At 60.3% G+C, this 20,912-nt stretch carries 19 protein-coding genes and 1 pseudogene; 11 read left to right on the top strand and 9 right to left on the bottom strand.

Features of this window, described 5'->3' with window-relative positions:
- The first annotated feature begins 17 nt into the window (after positions 1-17).
- From rpe to ACTG2B_RS15955, 10 genes and pseudogenes are all read left to right on the top strand, one after another.
- Positions 18-692 carry a ribulose-phosphate 3-epimerase gene (gene rpe, locus ACTG2B_RS16000; protein WP_005335006.1) on the top strand — a complete coding sequence of 225 codons (675 nt, stop codon included), beginning with the start codon at positions 18-20 and terminating at the stop codon, positions 690-692.
- Complete coding sequence (locus ACTG2B_RS15995; RefSeq protein WP_216961321.1) at positions 679-1,347, top strand: phosphoglycolate phosphatase; 669 nt, start codon at positions 679-681, stop codon at positions 1,345-1,347. The genes rpe and ACTG2B_RS15995 overlap by 14 nt, the downstream gene beginning before the upstream one ends.
- 42 nt (positions 1,348-1,389) lie before the next feature.
- A complete protein-coding gene (gene trpS / locus ACTG2B_RS15990) occupies positions 1,390-2,394 on the top strand; it encodes a tryptophan--tRNA ligase (protein ID WP_005362251.1) in 1,005 nt (334 codons plus the stop codon).
- Positions 2,395-2,512: 118 nt separating this feature from the next.
- Positions 2,513-2,728, top strand: a complete 216-nt coding sequence (locus tag ACTG2B_RS15985) for a hypothetical protein (protein WP_005334997.1) — start codon at positions 2,513-2,515, stop codon at positions 2,726-2,728.
- Positions 2,729-2,749: 21 nt separating this feature from the next.
- Positions 2,750-3,330, top strand: a pseudogene (locus ACTG2B_RS15980) (aminodeoxychorismate synthase component II).
- Between the two features lie 276 nt (positions 3,331-3,606).
- Positions 3,607-4,824: an aspartate aminotransferase family protein gene (locus tag ACTG2B_RS15975; protein WP_199427302.1), complete on the top strand. Its 1,218-nt coding sequence runs from the start codon at positions 3,607-3,609 to the stop codon at positions 4,822-4,824.
- A gap of 76 nt (positions 4,825-4,900) precedes the next feature.
- Positions 4,901-5,920 (top strand): arginine N-succinyltransferase, encoded by a 1,020-nt coding sequence (gene astA / locus ACTG2B_RS15970; RefSeq protein ID WP_005334994.1) that lies wholly within the window; start codon positions 4,901-4,903, stop codon positions 5,918-5,920.
- A gap of 72 nt (positions 5,921-5,992) precedes the next feature.
- On the top strand, positions 5,993-7,462 hold the full coding sequence (gene astD / locus ACTG2B_RS15965) for a succinylglutamate-semialdehyde dehydrogenase (RefSeq protein ID WP_439996392.1): 1,470 nt from the start codon (positions 5,993-5,995) through the stop codon (positions 7,460-7,462).
- Positions 7,463-7,570: 108 nt separating this feature from the next.
- A complete protein-coding gene (locus tag ACTG2B_RS15960) occupies positions 7,571-8,368 on the top strand; it encodes a DUF1338 domain-containing protein (RefSeq protein ID WP_021229798.1) in 798 nt (265 codons plus the stop codon).
- Positions 8,369-8,602: 234 nt separating this feature from the next.
- Positions 8,603-8,863 (top strand): hypothetical protein, encoded by a 261-nt coding sequence (locus ACTG2B_RS15955; protein WP_429202179.1) that lies wholly within the window; start codon positions 8,603-8,605, stop codon positions 8,861-8,863.
- A gap of 84 nt (positions 8,864-8,947) precedes the next feature.
- On the opposite strand, the gene ACTG2B_RS15950 is transcribed toward ACTG2B_RS15955, so the two are convergent.
- Positions 8,948-9,550 carry an HAD family hydrolase gene (locus tag ACTG2B_RS15950; RefSeq protein ID WP_439996390.1) on the bottom strand — a complete coding sequence of 201 codons (603 nt, stop codon included), beginning with the start codon at positions 9,548-9,550 and terminating at the stop codon, positions 8,948-8,950.
- Between the two features lie 173 nt (positions 9,551-9,723).
- On the opposite strand from ACTG2B_RS15950, the gene ACTG2B_RS15945 reads away from it, so the two are divergent.
- The gene (locus ACTG2B_RS15945) at positions 9,724-11,100 is read left to right on the top strand and encodes an MDR family MFS transporter (protein WP_439996388.1); all 1,377 of its coding nucleotides are present in this window, start codon (positions 9,724-9,726) and stop codon (positions 11,098-11,100) included.
- A 110-nt stretch (positions 11,101-11,210) separates the two neighbouring features.
- Here ACTG2B_RS15945 and nifJ read toward each other — a convergent pair whose 3' ends face one another.
- From nifJ to pnuC, 8 genes are all read right to left on the bottom strand, one after another.
- The gene (nifJ, locus tag ACTG2B_RS15940) at positions 11,211-14,756 is read right to left on the bottom strand and encodes a pyruvate:ferredoxin (flavodoxin) oxidoreductase (RefSeq protein ID WP_439996386.1); all 3,546 of its coding nucleotides are present in this window, start codon (positions 14,754-14,756) and stop codon (positions 11,211-11,213) included.
- Between the two features lie 229 nt (positions 14,757-14,985).
- A complete protein-coding gene (locus tag ACTG2B_RS15935; protein WP_439996384.1) occupies positions 14,986-16,626 on the bottom strand; it encodes an alpha-glucosidase in 1,641 nt (546 codons plus the stop codon).
- 200 nt (positions 16,627-16,826) lie between these two features.
- The gene (locus ACTG2B_RS15930; protein WP_439996382.1) at positions 16,827-17,207 is read right to left on the bottom strand and encodes a DUF1622 domain-containing protein; all 381 of its coding nucleotides are present in this window, start codon (positions 17,205-17,207) and stop codon (positions 16,827-16,829) included.
- Between the two features lie 61 nt (positions 17,208-17,268).
- Positions 17,269-18,189, bottom strand: coding sequence for an alpha/beta hydrolase (locus ACTG2B_RS15925; RefSeq protein WP_421311475.1), 921 nt, complete (start codon positions 18,187-18,189; stop codon positions 17,269-17,271).
- Positions 18,190-18,276: 87 nt separating this feature from the next.
- Entirely contained in the window at positions 18,277-18,603 is a 327-nt protein-coding gene (gene yqfB / locus ACTG2B_RS15920; protein ID WP_439996380.1) for a N(4)-acetylcytidine aminohydrolase, read from the bottom strand.
- A 42-nt stretch (positions 18,604-18,645) separates the two neighbouring features.
- Positions 18,646-19,317, bottom strand: a complete 672-nt coding sequence (locus tag ACTG2B_RS15915) for a Crp/Fnr family transcriptional regulator (protein ID WP_439996378.1) — start codon at positions 19,315-19,317, stop codon at positions 18,646-18,648.
- Positions 19,318-19,422: 105 nt separating this feature from the next.
- Positions 19,423-20,148: a nucleoside phosphorylase gene (locus tag ACTG2B_RS15910; RefSeq protein ID WP_201949825.1), complete on the bottom strand. Its 726-nt coding sequence runs from the start codon at positions 20,146-20,148 to the stop codon at positions 19,423-19,425.
- Between the two features lie 3 nt (positions 20,149-20,151).
- Positions 20,152-20,868, bottom strand: coding sequence for a nicotinamide riboside transporter PnuC (pnuC, locus tag ACTG2B_RS15905; RefSeq protein WP_139460484.1), 717 nt, complete (start codon positions 20,866-20,868; stop codon positions 20,152-20,154).
- Positions 20,869-20,912: the final 44 nt, after the last annotated feature.

The raw sequence follows: 20,912 nt of genomic DNA, 5'->3' as shown, positions 1-20,912 counted from the left end.
GCCAATGGATGATGCTGATGAAAGACTTTCTGATTGCCCCCTCGATCCTCTCTGCCGATTTTGCCCGTCTGGGTGACGATGTAGCCAAGGTACTGGCTGCAGGTGCCGACGTGGTTCACTTCGACGTGATGGACAACCACTATGTCCCCAACCTGACCATTGGCCCCATGGTCTGTCAGGCGCTGCGTGACTACGGTATCGAGGCCCCCATCGACGTGCACCTGATGGTCAAGCCGGTGGATCGCATCATTCCCGATTTTGCCAAGGCCGGTGCTTCCCTCATCACCTTCCATCCGGAAGCGTCCGATCACGTTGATCGCTCTTTGGGCCTCATCAAGGAGATGGGCTGCCAGGCGGGTCTGGTTCTGAATCCTGCTACCTCGCTCTCCTGCCTCGAGTATGTGATGGACAAGCTGGATGTGATCCTGCTGATGTCGGTCAACCCGGGCTTCGGTGGCCAGAGCTTTATCCCCGGCACCCTCGACAAGCTGCGTCAGGTGCGTCGTCTGATCGACGAGAGCGGCCGCGATATCCGCCTCGAGATCGATGGCGGGGTGAAGGTCGACAACATTCGCGAGATCGCCGAAGCGGGCGCCGACATGTTTGTCGCCGGCTCTGCCATTTTCAGCCAGCCTGACTACAAGGCGGTGATCGACAAGATGCGTGCGGAGCTGGCTCATGTCACACGCTGAGCGCGCATTTGATTTGGTGCTGTTCGATCTGGACGGCACCCTGATTGACAGCGCCGCCCAACTGGCGCTGGCGGTCAATCTGACTCTGGCAGACCTCGGTCTGGCGCAGGCCGATGAAGCGGTTATCCGTACCTGGGTCGGCAACGGAGCCGACAAGCTGATCCAGCGGGCCCTTGCCTATCGCGAGGCCGATCCCGAGCTGTTTGCCAAGGCCAGGCCGATCTTTTTCCAGCACTACAACGCTTGCCTGCTGCAAGGGTTGGAGATGTATGACGGGGTGGCTCAGAGTCTGCGTCGCTTGCAAAGCCTGGGCTACAAGCAGGCGATCGTCACCAACAAGCCGAGCGATTTCGTGGCACCCATCCTCGATGCCCTTGGCATCAGCGATTGCTTCGAACTCTGGCTTGGCGGCAACTGCGTGCCGGTCAAGAAGCCGAGCCCGGAGCCCTTGCTGCACGCCTGCCAGGAGTTGGGGGTGAGCCCGGCTCGCACCCTGATGGTGGGCGACTCCGAAAATGACGTGCTGGCGGCCAAGGCGGCTGGCATGAAGGTGGTGGGTCTTACATACGGCTACAACTATGGCCGCCCCATCGCCGACTCCCATCCAGACTGGGTATTCGAGCAGTTTGCCCAGCTCGATGCACTTTTGGTCTAATAGCGCAGCTGGGCTGGCTGAATAACAAGGATTAACACTCTCATGACTAAACCAATCGTATTGAGCGGAGCGCAACCCTCCGGTCAACTGACCATCGGCAACTACATGGGGGCCCTGCGTCAGTGGGTCAACATGCAGGATGAGTTCGACTGCCTCTACTGCATCGTCGATCTGCACGCCATCACCACTCGTCAGGACCCGGCTGCCCTGCGCAAGGCTTGTCTGGACGCAGCCGCCCTCTATCTGGCGGTCGGTATCGATCCCAAGAAGAGCACCGTCTTTATCCAGTCTCACGTGCCGCAGCACGCCGAGCTGGGCTGGATCCTCAACTGCTACACCCAGATGGGTGAGCTGTCGCGCATGACCCAGTTCAAGGATAAGTCCGCTCGTTTCGAGAACAACGTCAACGTCGGCCTGTTCGGTTATCCGGTGCTGATGGCCGCTGATATTCTGCTCTATCAGGCAAATCAGGTGCCGGTTGGCAACGACCAGAAGCAGCATCTGGAGCTGACCCGCGACATCTGCACCCGTTTCAACAACCTCTATGGTGAGGTATTCACCATGCCGGAGCCTTTCATTCCGACCGAAGGGGCGCGGGTGATGAGTCTGCAGGATCCGACCAAGAAGATGTCCAAGTCGGATGACAACGAGGCCAACTTCATCGGCCTGCTGGAAGATCCCAAGCAGATCGTCAAGAAGATCAAGCGTGCGGTGACCGACTCCGACGAGCCGGCGGTGGTGCGTTTCGACCCGGAAAACAAACCGGGTGTCTCCAACCTGCTGACCCTGATGTCCGGTGTGACCGGCCGCTCCATCCCCGAGCTGGAGCAGCACTTCGAAGGCAAGATGTACGGTCACCTCAAGACCGAAACCGCCGAAGCCGTGGTTGCGCTGCTGGAACCGATCCAGGCCCGTTTCCACGAGTTGCGTCAGGATGAGGCCCATCTGATCGCGATTCTGGCAGAAGGAGCACAAAAGGCGCGCGAAAGAGCTGAAAAAACCCTGACCAGCGTATATGATGTAGTCGGCTTCGTTCCTCGAGCCTGACATACTGGGAAGGTGTAGTAGAAGAGAGCTGGGTATTTGCCTGGCTTTCTTTATTTTCTGCCCGGCTATTTTGTTTAATTTCTTTATTTCAACCTGGGTAATATCCCCAAGAGAAAGCATGCCTGTTCAACCAACTATTTCTGCTGAAGAGCTGAGTGACAAAGGTCACTGGCTACGTAAATTTCGCAAGGCGAAAAACCTCAATACCCTGCAGTTGATGGTCTCCAATGCCATCGACAAGCACCATAAAACCCCTGCCGTTGCTGCCGCCATCTATCTGGCCGAGTGTCAGCGTGAACGGGAAATGGAACAGGGTCGTTATCTCGATCGTTAATTCTCCGCTGTTGGTTATCTCATGCTGTTGTTGATCGATAACTACGACTCTTTTACCTGGAACCTGGTGCAATATTTCGGCGCCCTGGGACAAGAGGTTGTGGTCAAGCGCAATGATGAACTGACGCTTGATGCCATAGCGCAGCTCTCCCCCGTTTTCTGGTGATCTCCCCCGGTCCCTGTACGCCCAATGAGGCGGGGATCTCTCTCGATGCCATCAGCCACTTTGCTGGCAAGCTGCCCATTCTCGGCGTCTGTCTCGGTCATCAGTCGTTGGCGCAGGCCTTCGGCGCCCGCGTAATACGTGCCCGTCAGGTAATGCACGGCAAAACCTCGCTCATCCGCCATCGCCATGAGGGGGTGTTCAAGGGGCTCAACAACCCGCTGAGGGTGACTCGTTACCATTCACTGGTGGTGGAGCGCGACACGCTGCCCGACTGCTTCGACATCACCGCCTGGAGTGAGCATGCCGATGGCTCGTTTGACGAGATCATGGGGCTGCGCCACAAGACGCTCCCTGTCGAGGGTGTTCAGTTCCATCCGGAGAGCATATTGAGCGAGCAGGGCCATCAGTTGCTGGCCAACTTTCTGGCGCGTTCATAAAAAGTTGTGATCGCCTTCTCAAGTTCGAGAGAAGGCAAAAAAAATTTCCCTGACACTTTATTCACCCCCTCTCCTGCCCAAATTATCTCTTGCCAAGCCCCCCTGAGTCGTTATGCAATGCGGTTGCCTAAAATCTCAAGAGCAATCGAACATTGTTCCTTATAGGCCGTCTTGTTACAGACTTTTTACTTTATTTCTGTGATAATCCCGTCACGTTTACACGGATTTAACTTTTGGGCGGTGGATTATTCTGTCGCCGAATCGAAGGAGAGCTATATGTCAGAGTTGTTGGCAGTGACACGTGAAGTGTTTGATGAAGTGATGGTTCCCAACTATGCGCCCGCCAAGATCATCCCGGTGCGTGGTGAAGGGTCACGTGTCTGGGATCAGGAAGGGCGCGAGTATGTCGACTTCGCCGGTGGCATCGCCGTCAACGGTTTGGGTCACTGTCATCCCAAGCTGGTCGAGGCCCTGAAAACCCAGGGCGAGAAGCTGTGGCACCTCTCCAACGTCATGACCAACGAGCCGGCCCTGCGTCTGGCCAAGAAGCTGGTTGCCGCCACCTTCGCCGACAAGGTCTACTTCTGCAACTCCGGCGCCGAAGCAAACGAGGCTGCCCTCAAGCTAGCTCGCCGCTACGCCATCGAGAAGTTTGGCGAGCAGAAGACCCAGATCATCGCCTTTAATCAGGGCTTCCACGGTCGTACCTTCTTTACCGTCAGCGTCGGCGGTCAGGCAGCCTACTCCGATGGCTTCGGTCCCAAGCCCGGTGACATTACCCATGTTCCCTACAACGATCTGGCGGCGCTGGCCGAGGTGATCTCCGACAACACCTGCGCCGTGGTGATGGAGCCGCTGCAGGGGGAGGGGGGCATCATTCGTCCTACCGACGAGTTTGCCAAAGGGGTGCGCGAGCTGTGCGACAAACACAATGCCCTGCTGGTGTATGACGAAGTGCAGTCAGGGGTCGGCCGGACCGGTGATCTCTATGCCTATATGGGTCTGGGCGTCACGCCGGACATCCTCACCAGCGCCAAGGCGCTGGGGGGCGGTTTCCCCATCGGCGCCATGCTGACCACCAACGAAATCGCCTCTTACTTGAAAGTGGGCACTCACGGCTCTACTTACGGCGGCAACCCGCTGGCCTGTGCGGTCGCCGAGGCGGTGATCGATGTGATCAATACCCCGGAGGTGCTGGCGGGCATCAAGCAGCGCGAGCAGCTGTTCCGTGATGGACTTGAGGCCATCAATGCCAAATACCACTGCTTTAGCGAGATCCGCGGCAAGGGTCTGCTGCTGGGAGCTGCCCTGAGCGAAGCCTACAAGGGTCGCTCCCGCGACTTCCTGCTGGCCTCCATCGATCAGGGGCTGATGGCACTGGTGGCCGGTACCAACGTGGTTCGTTTTGCCCCTTCACTGGTGATCCCGGAAGCGGACATCAAGGAAGGGTTGGCCCGCTTCGAGAAGGCGGTTGCCCAGGTGGTTAACGCCTGATTCCAAATTGAGGTGGGGAGCTCTCCCGGCAGGAGCCGGGACCCCACCTGTCGTCAATGAAAGGGAGTTGTCATTTATGTTGGTTATCCGTCCCATCGAGCAAAAAGATTTTGCCGGGCTCAAGACCTGCGCCATCGAGTCCGGCACCGGCATGACCTCGTTGCCCGTCAACGATGAGCTGCTGCAGCGCAAGATTGACGCCTCTACCCAGACTTTTTCCGACAAGCCTGCCGGCAAGGGGGACTGCCTCTACTTCTTCGTGGCCGAGGATCTGGAGACCGGCGAGATGGTCGGCACCTGTGCCATCGATGCCGCGGTTGGCCTCTCCCAGCCGTTTTACAACTACCACATCGGCAAGGTGGTGCACTCTTCCCCCAAGCTCGGCATCTACAACGTCGTTGAAACCCTGACCCTCTCCAACGACTACACCGGCAACTCCGAGCTCTGCACCCTGTTTTTGCGCGAATGTGCCCGCGAGGGGCTCAACGGCCGCCTGCTCTCCAAGCACCGCTTCCTGTTTATGGCCGAACACCCCGAGCTGTTTGACGAGACCGTCTTCGCCGAGATGCGCGGCGTCTCCGATGCCAACGGCCACAGTCCCTTCTACGAGTGGCTGCAGACTCACTTTTTCTCGATGGATTTTCCAACCGTCGACTATCTGACCGGCATCGGCAAGAAGCGCTTTATCGCCGAGTTGATGCCAAAGTATCCCATCTACGTCAATTTGCTGAGCAAAGAGGCGCGGGCCGTTATCGGTCAGACCCACGAGAAGACCCGCCCGGCCATCAAGATGCTGCAGGACGAGGGCTTCGTGAACCGTGGCTACGTCGATATCTTCGATGCTGGCCCCACCGTCGAGTGTGACGTGAAGAATATCCGCAGCGTGCGCCGCAGCAAGAAACTGCGGGTGCTGGTGGGCGAGCCTATCGGTGGCAAGACCCACCTTATCTGCAACAGCCGTTTCGAACATTACCGCGCCTGCTACGGCAATATCCGGGTCGATCTCGACAAGCACGAAGCCATCATTCCGCCCAAGATGGCGGCGGCACTCAAGGTGCAGGATGGCGACATGGTGCGGGTGGTTGACCTCGACTGAGGTAAACAGGACAAGCAAACCGATTATCAGACAGGCAGCCGAGGCTGCCTGCCAGCGACAGGGAGTGAATGGATGAGCCAGTTAGTGCAATTTATCGACGGTCAGTGGCTTGCCGGTGAAGGCAAGCCGTTCGAGTCAACCGATCCGGCCAAGAACGAGGTGATCTGGCAGGGGGCTGCTGCCAGCGCGGCGCAAGTGGATGCCGCCGTCAAGGCCGCCCGTGCCGCCTTTTACCACTGGGCGGACATGAGCCTTGAGGACCGTCTGGCCATAGTGCGTCGTTATGCCGACCTGCTCGGCGAGCAGAAAGAGGCGCTGGCCCTGACCATCGCCCGCGAAACAGGCAAACCGCTGTGGGAGACCCGCACCGAAGTAGCCGCCATGCAGGGCAAGATTGCCATCTCCATTCGTGCGCACGACGAGCGCACCGGCACCGTTGAAAATGCCATGCCGGGCGCCAAGGCGTTTGTCCGTCACAAGCCCCACGGTGTGGTGGCGGTGTTCGGCCCTTACAACTTCCCGGGCCATCTGCCCAACGGCCATATCGTACCTGCACTGATCGCGGGTAACGCTGTGGTGTTCAAACCCTCCGAGCTGACCCCCATGGTGGCCGAGACCATGGTCAAGGTGTGGCAGGAGGCCGGATTGCCCAAGGGAGTGCTCAATCTGGTGCAAGGGGAGGTCGAGACCGGCAAGGCGCTGGCGGGCAACCCCGATATCGACGGCCTCTTCTTTACTGGTTCTTCCCGCACCGGTCATTTCCTCCATCAGCAGTTTGCCGGTCAGCCGGGAAAAATTTTGGCGCTGGAGATGGGCGGCAACAACCCGCTGATCGTGAAAGACGTGAGCGACATCGACGGCGCCGTCCATGCCATCGTCCAGTCGGCGTTCATCACTTCCGGTCAGCGCTGCACCTGCTCCCGCCGCCTGTTTGTCGAGCGCGGCGAGCGGGGCGATGCGCTGGTCAAGCGACTGATCGAGGTGGTCGGCCAGATCAAGGTCGGCCTCTATGATGCAGCCGAGCAGCCTTTCATGGGCTCGATGATAAGCGAGAAGGCAGCACAGGGCATGGTCGATGCGCAAGCCAACCTGCAGCGCCTCGGTGGCGAGAGCCTGCTTACCCTCAAGCACCTGGAAGCGGGCACAGGCTTTGTCTCCCCGGGCATTATCGACGTGACCTCAGTGAGCGCGCTGCCGGATGAAGAGTACTTCGGCCCGCTGCTGCAACTCATTCGTTACGATGATTTCGATGGTGCCATCGATCAGGGCAACGCCACCCGCTACGGTCTCTCGGCCGGTCTGCTGGGGGACAAGGAGGCGGACTGGCACCACTTCTTCAAGCGGATCCGCGCCGGTATCGTCAACTGGAACAAACCCATCACCGGCGCCTCCAGTGCCGCGCCGTTTGGTGGCATCGGCGCCTCCGGTAACCACAGAGCGAGCGCCTACTACGCAGCTGACTACTGTGCGTATCCGGTTGCCTCCGTCGAAGACAGCAAGGCCGCCATGCCAGAGCAGCTGTCTCCTGGTTTGACGTTTTAAGAAAGCCAAGGTCGGCGCTATCTCCGTTGGGGCTAGCACCTGACCACGACAATAAAAGGGGCGCTGAGCAGGTGCCCTTGTCTGTACCCGCAATCAAAGGAAAGAGAGATGCAAAAGGATATCGACACCCTGTTCAGCCATCTGTGGGACAACTACATCAAGGTGACCCCGAGCGCCCTCAAGGTGCACACCCTGCTGGGTGGCGGCGAGCCCATCGTCAATGATCACGTGGCGTTTCGTACCTACAACCTGCCCAAGCTGGGGCTGGAGAAGCTGGCAGCCCACTTTCTGGCGCTCGGTTACGAGCAGAAGGGCGAGTACGTTTTCAAGGCCAAGAAGCTCTACGCCAAGCACTTCGAGCATCAGGATCCGGACGCTCCCAAGGTGTTTATCAGCGAGCTGAAGGTGGAAGAACTCTCCCCAGCGGCGCAGGCCATCATCCACAAGCTGGCCGATCAGGTGCCCGATCATCTGACCGATACACCGGCATTTCTCTACACCGGTGCCCCCTGGCAGGTCTCCTATGCCGATTATCAGACCCTGCTGGCGGAGAGCGAGTACGCGGCATGGATGGCAGCATGGGGCTATCGTGCCAACCACTTCACGGTCAATATCAACAAGTTGAAGGATTTTGACACCATCCATCAGGTCAATGCGGCACTGAAGGCGGCGGGTTTCGTGCTCAACAGCGTGGGTGGCGAAGTGAAAGGGGACCCGCAGGTGATGCTGGAGCAATCCTCCACCATGGCGGACAAAGCAGAGGTGCCGTTCAGCGATGGGGTGCGTACCATCCCGAGCTGCTTCTACGAGTTTGCCCTGCGCTATCCGCAGGCCGATGGCGTGCTCTATCCGGGCTTTGTCGAGGCCTCGGCCGACAAGATCTTCGAATCGACGAATGCCATGTAACGGGAACCACCCTGTTTCAGTCGCAACGCCTCCTCGTCGGAGGCGTTTTGTTTGGCGCCGAGTGACGGTGGCGAGTGTTGTCTGACGCCGTGTGGGAAGGGGATTTGTACGGCGCCCAACCGGTAAATGTGTGTTGATAAAAATGTGAACGAGATCACTTGAGACGACACAGATTGACGCTGGCGGTGGAGCAAAAAGGAGTAGAATGGCGCTTTATTTTTGCGGGGCCAATCGATGCCTAACTATCACTTTTTCAAGCAAGGTCAGGCGCTTACCTATCTAGATGCCAATGCGCCCAGCTATAGCGATGAGCGTCGTCAACTGGTCGAACAGGGATTTGCCGCCATCGCCGCCCCCACCTTTGCAGATACCCCGGCCGAAGCTCTTGAGCTGCTTCGCAGTCATCAGGCACTACAGGATGAGGCGCAGGCCAACGCCCTTTGTCTGACGGTTGCCGCTATTCCGGCGGTGATCGCAACTCTGTCCGGGCACTGACGCTGCCGCCAAGCTCACATGAATAAAAAATGGTGCCACTGTCATGACACCATTTTATCGGTTTGACTGCTTGCCCTGAGTACTTTACCGCTGGTGCAGGTCACCTTCGATAACCAGCACGGTATCCATCCCTGCCGCCTTGCCTGCCTCAAGCCCGATCCGGGTATCTTCAAACACCAGACAGTTGGCCGGATTAGCGCCGAGCAGCTCGGCCACCCGCAAAAAGGTGTCGGGATGCGGCTTGTGGTTGGTGACATCATCGGCGCTCACCACCACAGAGATATAGGCATCGAGTCCGGTGCTTTTGAGGATGGCCTCCGCCTGATTGCGCGGTGAGCCGGTGCCAATCCCCATCTTGACCTTGCCGTGATAGTGCCTGACCAGCTCCCACATCTTGGAAAAGACGCTGACCTTGTCGATATGTTCCATATAGAGGGCAATCTTGCGACGGGTAAAAGCCTCGACATCCACCGTCAGTCCCTGCTGCTCGGCCAGCATGGCGATGATCTTGCGGGTGGGAATGCCGCCGTACTGATAGAGCTGTTCCCGCTCGAAGGGGATGCCGAATTCGGCGCAGGTGAGCTCCCAGGCATCCAGATGAAGGGGCATGGAATCTACCAAAGTGCCATCCATATCGAAAATCAGGGCATCGTAGTGATCAAACCCGTACTGCTCACGCTCGCTCATGGGGGCTCCTCGAATCAAATAGAGCAGGCTAGCAGAAACGGTCGACGTTTTGTGGGATCGGCCTCATGGTTGGGCAGATTGTGGCCGCCGTTTTTTCTATCTCTTGCTGATTTGTGAGACAATAATCCGTTCATTGCCGGATACTTTGGCATATCAGATCAGCGAGTCCGCTTATGACCTCGAAAATATCCCCCAAAACCATCTTCTCCAGTGTGGCGCTGGTGATCGCGCTCGGTTCACTGGAAAAGAGCATAGTCACCACCCCGCTGCCCATGATTGGCGCCGAGCTGCATGCCGGTGCCGCCCTCACCTGGGTGGTCACCGCCTACCTGCTGGCGGCTACCGCCGTGCTGCCCCTCTACGGCAAGCTGAGCGATCTCTTTGGTCGGGTGCGGATGCTCAATATCGGCATCGGCCTGTTTCTGGCGGGCTCGGTGGCCTGCGCGCTCTCCCAGGATCTGCCGATCTTGCTGGCAGCGCGGGTGCTGCAAGGGCTGGGGGGCGGAGGTCTGATTGCCCTCGCGTTTACCGTGATTGCCGACACCATACCTCCGCGTGAGGTGGGCAAGTATCAGGGCTACATCTCGGCGGTCTATGCGGTCTCCAGCATCGCTGGCCCCTTGCTCGGCGGTTATTTCACCGAGCAGCTCAGCTGGCGCTGGATCTTCTGGATCAATCTGCCGCTCGGGGCGCTGGCGGTCTTTCTCATCAACCGCAACCTCAAGCAGCTCAACGTACGTCGCCACAGTCGCTTCGACTGGAAGGGGGCGGGTCTGCTGATTACCGTTACCACGCTCACCCTGTTGCTGCTCTCGCCGGAGGCTGCGCTGCCTGCAGTCTGGCTCTCGGCGGCGCTGGGCGTCGCGTTGCTGCTGCTCATTCTGATTGAGCGGCGTGCCCACGACCCCATTCTGCCTGCCCATCTGGCCAGGCTGCCCGGCTATCTGGTGAGCGTGCTGCTGGTGATGCTCTCCCAGTTGCTGATGTTTGCCGTGCTGGTCTATCTGCCGTTGCAGATGCAGTGGCAGAAGGGGATGAGCGCCAGCGAGAGCGGCGCCATCATGGTCATCTTCATGATTTGCATTACCGCCGGCGCCTTTGTCGGCGGCAAGCTGATTGGCCGTACCGGTCACTACAAAAGCTTTGTCGCGGTGGGGTTTGCGCTGGCGGCGGTGGCGCTCTGGCAGATCCACTTCGATGCCTGGGTCAAGCTGGCCCTCGGGTTTGCCGGTATTGGTCTGGGTCTGGTGCTGCCCGCCCTCTCGGTGGTGGTACAGAATGCCCTGCCACGGGAAGATCGCGGCATCGGCATGTCGCTGTTCAACTTCGGGCGGGAGCTTGGCGGTGCCGTCGGCGTGGCCATCTGCTCCATGCTGTTTCATTTCCGCCTGCCAGCCGGCAGCGATGGCGATCTGAGTCGGCTCGCCCCCGATCTGCTGGCCCCGGGCTTCAGCGCGACCTATATCGGCATGGCATTGATCGCCACGCTGGCGCTGCTCATCACACTGCTGGCGTTGAAGCGCCACGAGTTGGCCTCCATCAGCGCCTGATTTGGCCTGCGCCGATATTGGCTCACCATAGATAGCATCAGGGCTCCCCGCGGGGAGCCCTGTTGTTATTTGGCGGATAGAGTGGCTGCTGCCATCAAGCCATGCGCGAGTTACTCCTGCGCTGGACTCTCCTTGCCCGCCAGCTGGCTCAGCCAGGCGAAGCGGCGGTTGGCTTCCTGCTCAGCCTCTTCATAGAGCTGGCTGGCCACCTCAGGCAGCTGGCGCTCCAGCCGCTGGAAGCGGGGCTCGTGGCGCAAGGTCTCGGCCAGCGAGGCATTGGGGGCCCGCGAGTCGAGCGCCAGCGGCAGTTTGCCCTCGTCAGCGCGGCGCGGATCGAAGCGGTAGAGCGGCCAGAAGCCGGTGGCGGTCAGCTGCTTCATCTGCTCGTGGCTCTCGGCCATGTCGTATCCATGCTCCTCGCAGGGGCTGTAGGCGATGATGAGCGAGGGGCCCGGATAGGCTTCCGCCTCATGAATCGCTTTTACCGTCTGGTTCATCTGGGCGCCGAGGGAGATCTGCGCCACATAGACGTGGCCATACATCATCATGCTGGCCCCGAGATCCTTGCGTGCCTTGCGCTTGCCCTGCTCGCCAAACTTGGTAATGGCCCCGAGTGGCGTCGCCTTCGATTGCTGGCCGCCGGTGTTGGAGTAGCACTGGGTGTCGAGCACCAGCACATTGATGTTCTCCCCCAGACTCAGCACATGGTCGAGCCCGCCAAAGCCGATGTCGTAGGCCCAGCCATCGCCGCCGATGAGCCAGACCGATTTTTCCACCAGATAGTCTGCATCGCGAGCCAGTTCTTGGGCTTCCGGGGCCTTGCTCTGTTGCAGCAGATTTCGCAGCTGCTGGATATGGGCCCGCTGCTCGGAAATCGGCAGGGTGGCATCGCCGAGCGCCTCGCGCAGCGCTGCCGGAATGGTGTCGCCCAGGCTCGCCAGCAGACGGCGCACCCGCTCCCTGTGCTGATCGACGGTGAGGCGGAAGCCCAGTCCGAACTCGGCGTTGTCTTCAAACAGCGAGTTGGCCCAGGCCGGCCCGCGCCCCTCGGCGTTGGTGGTGTAGGGGGTGGTAGGCAGGTTGCCGCCATAAATGGACGAGCAGCCGGTAGCGTTGGCAATCAGTAGCCGATCGCCATAGAGCTGGGTCAGCAGCTTGATGTAGGGGGTCTCGCCACAGCCGGAGCAGGCGCCCGAGTATTCAAACAGCGGCGAGATGAGCTGGGAGGTGCGGATGTCGATGCGCTCCAGCTGCTCGGCGCTGCGCTCTGGCAGGTCGAGGAAGAAGTCGTAGTTGGCCTTCTGCTCGTCGAGGTGATCGAGCCGTGAAGCCATATTGATCGCCTTGCGATCCGGGTTGCTGCGATCCTTGGCCGGGCACACCTCGACGCAGAGGTTGCAGCCGGTGCAATCCTCCGGCGCTACCTGCAGCACGTACTGTTGGCCGCGCATGTCACGGGATTTCACATCCAGCGCATCGAGAGTGGTGGGAGCAGCGGCCAGCGCATCGGGTTCTACCACCTTGGCGCGAATGGCCGAGTGGGGACAGGCGGCGACACAGTAGTTGCACTGGGTGCAGAGCTCCGCCTCCCAGATGGGGATCTCCTTGGCGATATTGCGCTTCTCCCAGCGGGTGGTGCCGACCGGCCAGGTGCCATCCGGCGGGAAGGCGGAGACAGGCAGGTTGTCCCCCAGCCCCGCCAGCATGGCGGCGGTGACTGTCTGGACAAAGTCGGGGGCCTTGGCCGAAACCACCGGCGGGCGGGGACGGCTGGCGGGATCCAGCTCACCAAGTTGCACCCGGGTCAGGGCGGCGCAGGTTGCCTCCAGTGCCTGCCAGTTGCGCTCGACCAGCGCTTGTCCCTTGCTGCCATAGCTGGTGGCGATGGCCTGCTTCAGCAGGCTGGTCGCCTCTGTGGGGGGAATGATGGCGCTGAGCTGGAAGAAGGCCATCTGCATCACGGTATTGATGCGGTTACCGAGCTGGCAGTCGCGGGCAATTTTGGCGGCGTTGATGATGTAGAAGCGCGCCTCTTTCTCGCGCAGGGCGTGCTGTACCTCGCTGGGTAGTCGTTGCCAGATCTCCGCTTCGCTGTAGGGGGTGTTGAGCAGGAAGATACCGCCCGCTTTCAAGCGTTCCGCCATCCGGTACTTGTCGACAAACTGCCACTGATGGCAGCCGATAAAGTCCGCATCTTCCACCAGATAGGCCGATTGGAGCGGTCGCTCGCCCACCCGCAGGTGAGAGACGGTGAGGCCGCCCGCCTTCTTGGAGTCGTAGACGAAATAGCCCTGCGGATAGAGGTCGGTGTGGTTGCCGAGGATCTTGATGCTGTTCTTGGCCGCCGAGACGGTGCCATCGCTGCCAAGGCCGTAGAAGAGCGCCTCCAGCTTGTGTTGATGGCTGTGAATGAGGCTGTGCGAATCCAGCGCTGCCAGCGGCAGCGAGAGACCTGTGATGTCATCGAAGATGCCGACGGTAAAGCGCGGGCGCGGGTTCTCCTGTGCCAGTTCGGCAAACACCGCCAGCGCGCAGGCGGGGCCGAACTTTTTGGAGGAGAGGCCGTAGCGGCCGCCGATAACCCGCGGCAGGCTTGCCCGCTCGCCCCGACTGACCGCTTCGGCCAGCGCTGTCATCACGTCGAGATAGAGGGGCTCGGCCTGTGCGCCTGGCTCCTTGGTGCGATCCAGTACGGCGATGGAGCGGGCACTCTCGGGAATCGCGGCCAACAGGTGTCCGGCCGAGAAGGGACGGAACAGCCGCACCTTCACCAGCCCCACCTTCTCTCCTTGGGCCAGCAGGCGTTCGATGACTTCTTCACAGGTGCCGATGGCCGAGCCCATCAGCACCACAATCCGCTCCGCCTGCGGGTGGCCGACATATTCAAACGGTCGGTAGTGGCGGCCGGTCTGCTCGCCAAAAGCCTGCATCGCCTCGCTCACATGGCCATAGGCGGCGTCATACCAGGGGTTGCTCGCCTCCCGGCACTGGAAGTAGGTGTCCGGGTTGGCGGCGGTGCCGCGAATGACCGGTTTGTCGGGGGTGAGCGCCCGGTCACGATGGGCTCGGATGGCATCTGCGGGCAACAGGGCACGCAGGGTGTCGTCAGCGAGCGGCGCTATCTTGGCGATCTCGTGAGAGGTACGAAAGCCGTCGAAGAAGTGGATAAAGGGGAGGCGGCTGTTGAGGCTCGCTATCTGGGAGATCAGGGCAAAGTCCTGCGCCTCCTGCACATTGCTGGCACAGAGCATGGCACAGCCAGTCTGGCGCACCGCCATCACGTCAGAGTGATCGCCAAAGATCGATAGCGCGTGGGTAGCCACGGTACGTGCCGCCACATGCAGCACGAAGGGGATGAGCTGACCCGCCAGCTTGTAGAGGTTGGGGATCATCAGCAGCAACCCCTGCGACGAGGTAAACGAGGTCGCCAGCGCGCCGGTCTGCAGGGCGCCGTGGACGGCGGCGATGGCGCCCCCTTCCGACTGCATCTCGACAACCCGGGGGACATCCCCCCAGAGGTTCTTGCCCCGCTCGCTCGACCAGGCCGACGACTGCTCAGCCATGGCCGAACTGGGGGTGATGGGGTAGATGGCGATGACTTCGCTGGTGCGGTACGCCACCGAGGCGACTGCGTTATTCCCGTCTGTGGTGATCATCTGTTTTCCACTTTGCTATGCCAGTTTGAAGGCCGATAGTTGCATCGGCAATGGATAGGTCGCTGGCATAGTAAGAGGGGCAATAAGAGCGTATCAAACGGGATAAATAATCAATTAATAAATCAGTAATAGTGGTTAATTTAATCCCGCCGCGTGGGGGCATGATTTTCTGCTGGTAGCCGGTGGAGTAGCGATTGACGGGCCATTGCTTTGGCCCGTCAGCACGGGGTTAACCCTGCTCCACTCGCAGCCAGATGGCACACTGATAAGGGGCGAAGAGTGGCAGCGGTTCGTTTGGGTAATTGGCCAGCAGCAACCGCATCTCGTCTGTCACCTTGTCGAAGTGGGGCATCGTCAAGGGATTGGCCGTGAGATTGGCGAGCAGCAGCAGGGTGTGCTGCTCTCCGCTAGCCGGATCCTGCCAGTGGCGGCGATAGCTGATGCGCTCGGGATCATCCCCATCCAGCAGCTCGAAATTGCCGTGGCGAACGACCGGGTGGGCCTTGCGCAGGGCGATAAGCTGGCGATAGCAGTGAAACGGCGAGTCGGGGCGGGCCAGCTGCTCGGCGGCATTAATCTCGATGTGATTGGCGTTGAGGGCGATCCAGGGCGTGGCCGTGCTGAAACCGGCGTGGGGGCCGGCGTCCCACTGCATCGGGGTACGGGCGTTGTCGCGGCCGATGGCATCGAGCCGCCGACTCAGCTCGGCAGGATCCAGCCCTGACTGGCTGGCGCGGTAGTTGAGCGCCTCCACATCGCGCAGCTCGCCCGGCTGCCAGTGGCGGTTGGTCATGGCGAGCTCCTCCCCCTGATAGATGAAGGGAGTGCCCTGCATCATGTGCAGCACCATGGACCACAGCTTGGCGCTGGTTTCCCGCCACTCTGGCCTGTCATCGCCAACGCGAGAGACGGCGCGGGGCAGGTCGTGGTTGCCGAGAAACAGGCTGTTCCAGCCACGCCCGTGCAGCCCTTGCTGGTGGCGGGCCATGGCCCGTTTGAAGGCGAGGGGATCAAAGCGGGATGACCACTTGTCACTGCCCAGCCCCAGATGCTCGAAGTTGAACACCATGCTGAACTCGCTGCCATCGTGGTTCGAATAGTTCTGCATATGGGCGAGATCGGCTCCCCAGGTCTCCCCCACCGTGATGATCCCTTTGCCGCCGAAGCTCGCGGCATTGAGCTCGCGGATATAGTCGTGCAGGCGCGGGCCATTGCTCATGGCCAGCCGGTCCCACTCCTTGCTCACCATGTCGATCACATCGAAGCGAAATCCCTTGATCCCTTTGCCCAGCCAGAAGTTGATCACCTCTGCCATCTCGGCCCGCACCGCCGGGTTGTCCCAGTCCAGATCGGCCTGACTGGGATCGAAGTTGTGCAGGTAGTAGCGATCAAGCGCTGGCACATACTGCCAGCCGCTGCCGCCAAAAATCGAGGTAATGGGGTGAGCATCGACAAAGGCTTGATCCCGGAATACGTAATAACCCTGATAACGGGGATCCCCGGCCAGTGCCTTCATAAACCACTCGTGCTCGGTAGAGGTGTGGTTGGCGACGATATCCATCATGATGCCGATACCGTGAGCGGCCGCTTCGGCTATCAGCTGCTCCATCTCGGTCAGGGTACCGAAGGCGGGGTCGATGGCACGGTAGTCCGCCACGTCATAGCCGTTGTCCCGCTTGGGGGAGCGATAGATGGGGGTGAGCCAGAGCATATCGACCCCGAGGGTGGCCAGATAGTCGAGGCGCTGACGGATGCCGTTGATATCGCCCATGCCGTCGCCATCGCTGTCCTGAAAACTCATGGGGTAGATCTGGTAGATGACGCAGCTATCGAGGTCTATATCGGGCGTGTGAAGGGAGTGCGTATTCATCAGCGTGGCCGGTTGGGGGAGAAGATTTTCTATCTTACGCAGATGAACGGGGACTCGACAGGGCAGGGGAAACCTTGAAAAGGGTTCCATAGTTGGCTGATTGCCAAAAGTGCGGGAAGGGTCACAAAGGTGCCATCCTGGGCCACGGCTGTGGTCGGGATGGCACGGCACTTAGCGTTGATGCTATGCAGGAATACTGGTTATTGAGCAGCCTTGACCTGCTCGCTGCGCTGTTCCTGCTGGCGTTCCGTCTGGGCTTCCAGCTCCTTGCCGAGGAAGTAGTTCAGGAAGGTGCGGATCACCGCGATGATGGCAAGGCGGATCAGCTCCTCCTTGCTTGGCGCGACCGTGGTGGCCAGGATGTCGGCGGCGAGCTGGAACTCCAGCGCCAGAATGAGCCAGCTGCCAAAACAGAGGCGAATGCGGGGAAAGCCCGGTTCGTGATCCTCCATCCGTGCCGCCAGCCAAAGGGTCTTGCCAAGCCCTATTACCACACAGGCGATGGAGATGATCTCCAGCAGCAGCTGGAACAGCTCGACCCCGTGCATCATCCCTTCTCTCAGGCTTGCTATCTCAAACACTCGGGTCACCTCCCTGATTCAAAAGAGGACACTATTAACACATCGCTCGGCAAAGGCCAAATCAGAGTCTCCTGATAAGCAGTGAGAGCTGTTCAATGAGCTGACGCGCCGCGGGGCTGACTCCTGCCAGTTGGAAGAAGCCGTGTATAACCCCCAGTTGCCGCTGACAGGTAGCCGTGACATCGGCTTGCAGCAGTTTGCGATAGAGGGCTTCCCCCTCATCGCGCAGCGGATCATATTCCGCCGTTACGATATGGGTCGGCGGTAATCCTGACAGGGCTGGATGATGGAGCGGACTTGCTTCGGGGTGAGTGACGGGCTGCTCCCCCAGATAGGCGTGAAAACCGCTTAACAGCATGTCGCGGGTGATGAGGTAGTCATCCCCTAGCTGTCGATAGCTGTCACTGTCGCCAGCAGCATCGAGCATCGGATAGATGAGCAGTTGGGCAGAAGGCAAGGGGGCGCCTCGCTCCTTGAGTCGCAAGGTGGTGATCAGGGCTAGGTGGCCGCCGGCACTGTCGCCCGCAAGGACAACCCGCGCCGGATCCCCATGCCATTTCTCCACATCGGCCATGATGGCGAGCGTAGCAGCCATTGCATCGTCGTGTGCTGCAGGATAGGTGTGTTCGGGTGCAAGGCGGGTATGCACCGCGAACACCAGTGCTTCGGCGCGATTGCACAGCATCCGCATCTGGCGGTCGTGAGTGCCGAACTCGCCGCTGACAAAACAGCCGCCATGAAAGTAGAGCAGGGCCGGACGGCTTGCGCTTGAGGTTGGTGCTGGTTGATAGAGGCGAACGGAATAATGGCCGTTTTGCCACTCTTCGACAGCGCCAACCTCCTCCCGTTCACCACCCAATATGGCTGAAGCAAGATAGCCTTCACGCCGCTCCTGCCAGCTCAGGCTACTCGCCTTGGGGCGGCCTGCTGCAATGAACTCTGCCACCATGGCCGCAATGGCCGGTTCAAGTTGTGTATCCATAACGCACCAATGACTGTATATAAAAACAGTTATTTTGCGCTTTTAGCCAGAGAGCGCAACCGGCGTTAGCTGAGGCAGCTCACAAAATCAGGCTTCAATCAGCACGAATTCAATCACATAGAGCGGCGGCAGATCGGGGTAGATATCGCGGATCACCTGTTTGAGTTCGGGGAGGGTCATGTTCTCCTGACGGGCGTGCTCCTCATTCAGTTCATCGAAGGCGACCGCCTTGACCGAGAGCACCTCTATGGTGCCAAAGGGCTGGTGCTCCGGGTTGGTAAAGAGGGCCAGCCGCTGGCCGGGTTGCCAGTTGGCCTCGCTCTCGTCGCGGATGGTGATGGTCTTGCGGCCCGCCTGAATGTCGGCAACGAAGCGGCTGAAGAAGGTGAACTCTGGATAGGTGTGAGTAGACATGGTGACTCCTGACAGGGTGAATCGAAATGGGATGAATGGAAATCAAAGGTCGAGATAGGCACGCAGCCTGGCCAGATCGGCGATGACGGGGCCGTCACTGCAGTCGGCAACTATGCCCTGTTCGACCAGCTCCTTGAGGGCGCGGCGGTAAACCCGCTCGGTGGTGCCGAAGCGCGCCGCCTCGTGGGCCCGCTTGCGTGACCCCAGCATGGGGGTGCGCTGGCGTTCTCGCCACAACTCATAGGCGATGTTGTAGGCGATGGGGTGGAGCAGCCGGCTGGTGGTTATCTCCAGGGTATCGAGATAGTCGCTGGCAAGCGCCGCTGCGAAGAAGAGGGTCAGCTCGGGCTCGGTCAGCAGGCGCTGGGCCAGTTTGTGAGCGCAGATGACTCGGGCATCCAGCTCGGTCTCGGCCACCACGTTCCACTGTACCAGGGTTGCGCTGAAGAACTCCATCTCGCCGAAGATTTGGCTGTGGCACTCAATTTCGCCAAGCTGGAAGCGGCGGCCAGAGTGTACCGTGCTGTTGAGGGAGACCCGGCCATGTTCGACCAGATAGAGCTGCTCGCTCTGCTCCCCCTGCCGCATGATCAATTCGCCCGGTAGGTAACGGCGCAGAAACAGGGTGCAGGCGTCGAGCGCCGCGGCAAAGCGGGGTTCAAGCTGCTGGAGTTCGGCGTGAAAACGGCCGAGGGGGTAGGGCTGTTGCTGCATGACTTGCCTGTCGCACCGGATGACGAGGGCCATGAGGCTAGCAAGAGTGCGGGCCGGATACCAGCCCGCACGGTAGCGGATGTGCCGCAGTTAACGGTTTGCGGTTTATTGCACCAGAGCGTGGAGGGCGGCGGCGATGGCGTGTTGCTCACCGGCCATCATCGCCTGTTCGGCGCTGGCGTAATCCGCCACCCCTTGTTGCACATCCTGCTCGAACAGCACCACGTTGCAGAGCACGGCGGCGACCCGCACCTTGCGCAGGCGACCCACCGTCAGCAGGGAGGCGGTCTCCATGTCAGCGCCCAGTACGCCACGGGCATGCCAGTAGCGGCACACCTCCTGCTCGTCATCCCGATAGAAGCTGTCGTGGGAGCGCACCAGCCCGTGCCAATGAGGTTGGCCGCTGGCCGCCACCTGATTGAGCAGGGCCGCTTGCAGCCAGATATCGGCGCAGGCGGGGTACTCGGCGGGCAGATAGGCCTGCGAGGCCCCCTCATTGCGTACCGCCCCTTCCACCACGATAAGGTCGCCGAGCCCGATGTCGTGCTGCAGGGCACCGGCGGAGCCGACCCGAATGAGCGAGCGGGCACCGGCTTGCACCAGCTCCTCCAGCGCGATGATGGCCGAGGCGCCGCCAATGCCGGTGCTGCAAACCGTGATGGGCAGCCCCTGATAGCGGCCGTTGATGAGGCGAAACTCCCGGTTTTGCCCCAGCACTTCACACTGTTCGAGCTGGCTGGCGATGCGATCGACCCGGGCCGGGTCGCCGCACAGTACCACCCGCTCGGCAATCTGGTCGGGGAGGCACTGGAGATGGGGTAACAGACTCATGGCTTACAGACCTTGTGGCTGGCGCTTGGCGGCAATCACCCAGAGGCGAGTGCCGTTGGCGGCGATAAACAGCAGGATCAGGTACTCCAGCGACATGGCGTAAACGCCCTGCGCGGCATAGACACCGATGCTGATGATGTTGATGACGACCCAGAGGATCCAGTTCTCCACGTATTTGCGGGTCATCAGGATCTGGGCGACCACCGAGAGCACCGTCATGCTGGCATCCCAGAACGGGAAGGCATCGGGGGAGGGCTCGGGGGTGGCAAGGTTGGCACCAAACAGGTTGAGCAGGGAGACCGAGGTGCGTGCCAGGGTGGCGAAGACCGGGTCGATATAGCGGGTCAGCAGAGCGATGGCCAGCACGCTCACGGCGGCGGTCACCATCAGTTTGGATCTGCTGAGCCAGCGGATCTGCAGGGTATCCCCTTGCTCGTTGGCGGGGCGGGTCCAGGCGTACCAGCCGTAGACGTTGGCGCAGAAGAAGAACAGCTGCAGCATCAACAGCCCGTAGAGCTGGATCTGGAAGAAGATGATGGCAAACAGGCTGACGTTGATCAGACCAAACAGGTAGTTGATGGTCTTCTCCTGACTGGCGAACCAGATACAGGCCAGCCCGAACAGGGTACCGATGGCTTCAATCCATGACATGGCATAGCCGCCACCCAGCGGTATGGTCACTAGCGTGTTATTGATGCTGAACAGCTCGAATATGCTCATTTTCTGATCCTTGGGCATGAGGGTTAGTATGCGAGGGGGCCATT

The organism is Aeromonas sp. 30P (assembly GCF_051919805.1).
In the GTDB taxonomy this organism is placed as follows: domain Bacteria; phylum Pseudomonadota; class Gammaproteobacteria; order Enterobacterales; family Aeromonadaceae; genus Aeromonas; species Aeromonas veronii.
The sequence above is the reverse complement of the archived record's forward strand: the minus strand, read 5'-3'. Positions and strand labels throughout refer to the sequence as shown.

Excerpts from the sequence above, each read along its gene's own strand:
- rpe (WP_005335006.1), top strand. The coding sequence starts at position 18 with ATGAAAGACTTTCTGATTGCCCCCTCGATCCTCTCTGCCGATTTTGCC.
- ACTG2B_RS15995 (WP_216961321.1), top strand. The coding sequence starts at position 679 with ATGTCACACGCTGAGCGCGCATTTGATTTGGTGCTGTTCGATCTGGAC.
- trpS (WP_005362251.1), top strand. The coding sequence starts at position 1,390 with ATGACTAAACCAATCGTATTGAGCGGAGCGCAACCCTCCGGTCAACTG.
- ACTG2B_RS15985 (WP_005334997.1), top strand. The coding sequence starts at position 2,513 with ATGCCTGTTCAACCAACTATTTCTGCTGAAGAGCTGAGTGACAAAGGT.
- ACTG2B_RS15975 (WP_199427302.1), top strand. The coding sequence starts at position 3,607 with ATGTCAGAGTTGTTGGCAGTGACACGTGAAGTGTTTGATGAAGTGATG.
- astA (WP_005334994.1), top strand. The coding sequence starts at position 4,901 with ATGTTGGTTATCCGTCCCATCGAGCAAAAAGATTTTGCCGGGCTCAAG.
- astD (WP_439996392.1), top strand. The coding sequence starts at position 5,993 with ATGAGCCAGTTAGTGCAATTTATCGACGGTCAGTGGCTTGCCGGTGAA.
- ACTG2B_RS15960 (WP_021229798.1), top strand. The coding sequence starts at position 7,571 with ATGCAAAAGGATATCGACACCCTGTTCAGCCATCTGTGGGACAACTAC.
- ACTG2B_RS15955 (WP_429202179.1), top strand. The coding sequence starts at position 8,603 with ATGCCTAACTATCACTTTTTCAAGCAAGGTCAGGCGCTTACCTATCTA.
- ACTG2B_RS15950 (WP_439996390.1), bottom strand. The coding sequence starts at position 9,550 with ATGAGCGAGCGTGAGCAGTACGGGTTTGATCACTACGATGCCCTGATT.
- ACTG2B_RS15945 (WP_439996388.1), top strand. The coding sequence starts at position 9,724 with ATGACCTCGAAAATATCCCCCAAAACCATCTTCTCCAGTGTGGCGCTG.
- nifJ (WP_439996386.1), bottom strand. The coding sequence starts at position 14,756 with ATGATCACCACAGACGGGAATAACGCAGTCGCCTCGGTGGCGTACCGC.
- ACTG2B_RS15935 (WP_439996384.1), bottom strand. The coding sequence starts at position 16,626 with ATGAATACGCACTCCCTTCACACGCCCGATATAGACCTCGATAGCTGC.
- ACTG2B_RS15925 (WP_421311475.1), bottom strand. The coding sequence starts at position 18,189 with ATGGATACACAACTTGAACCGGCCATTGCGGCCATGGTGGCAGAGTTC.
- yqfB (WP_439996380.1), bottom strand. The coding sequence starts at position 18,603 with ATGTCTACTCACACCTATCCAGAGTTCACCTTCTTCAGCCGCTTCGTT.
- ACTG2B_RS15915 (WP_439996378.1), bottom strand. The coding sequence starts at position 19,317 with ATGCAGCAACAGCCCTACCCCCTCGGCCGTTTTCACGCCGAACTCCAG.
- ACTG2B_RS15910 (WP_201949825.1), bottom strand. The coding sequence starts at position 20,148 with ATGAGTCTGTTACCCCATCTCCAGTGCCTCCCCGACCAGATTGCCGAG.
- pnuC (WP_139460484.1), bottom strand. The coding sequence starts at position 20,868 with ATGAGCATATTCGAGCTGTTCAGCATCAATAACACGCTAGTGACCATA.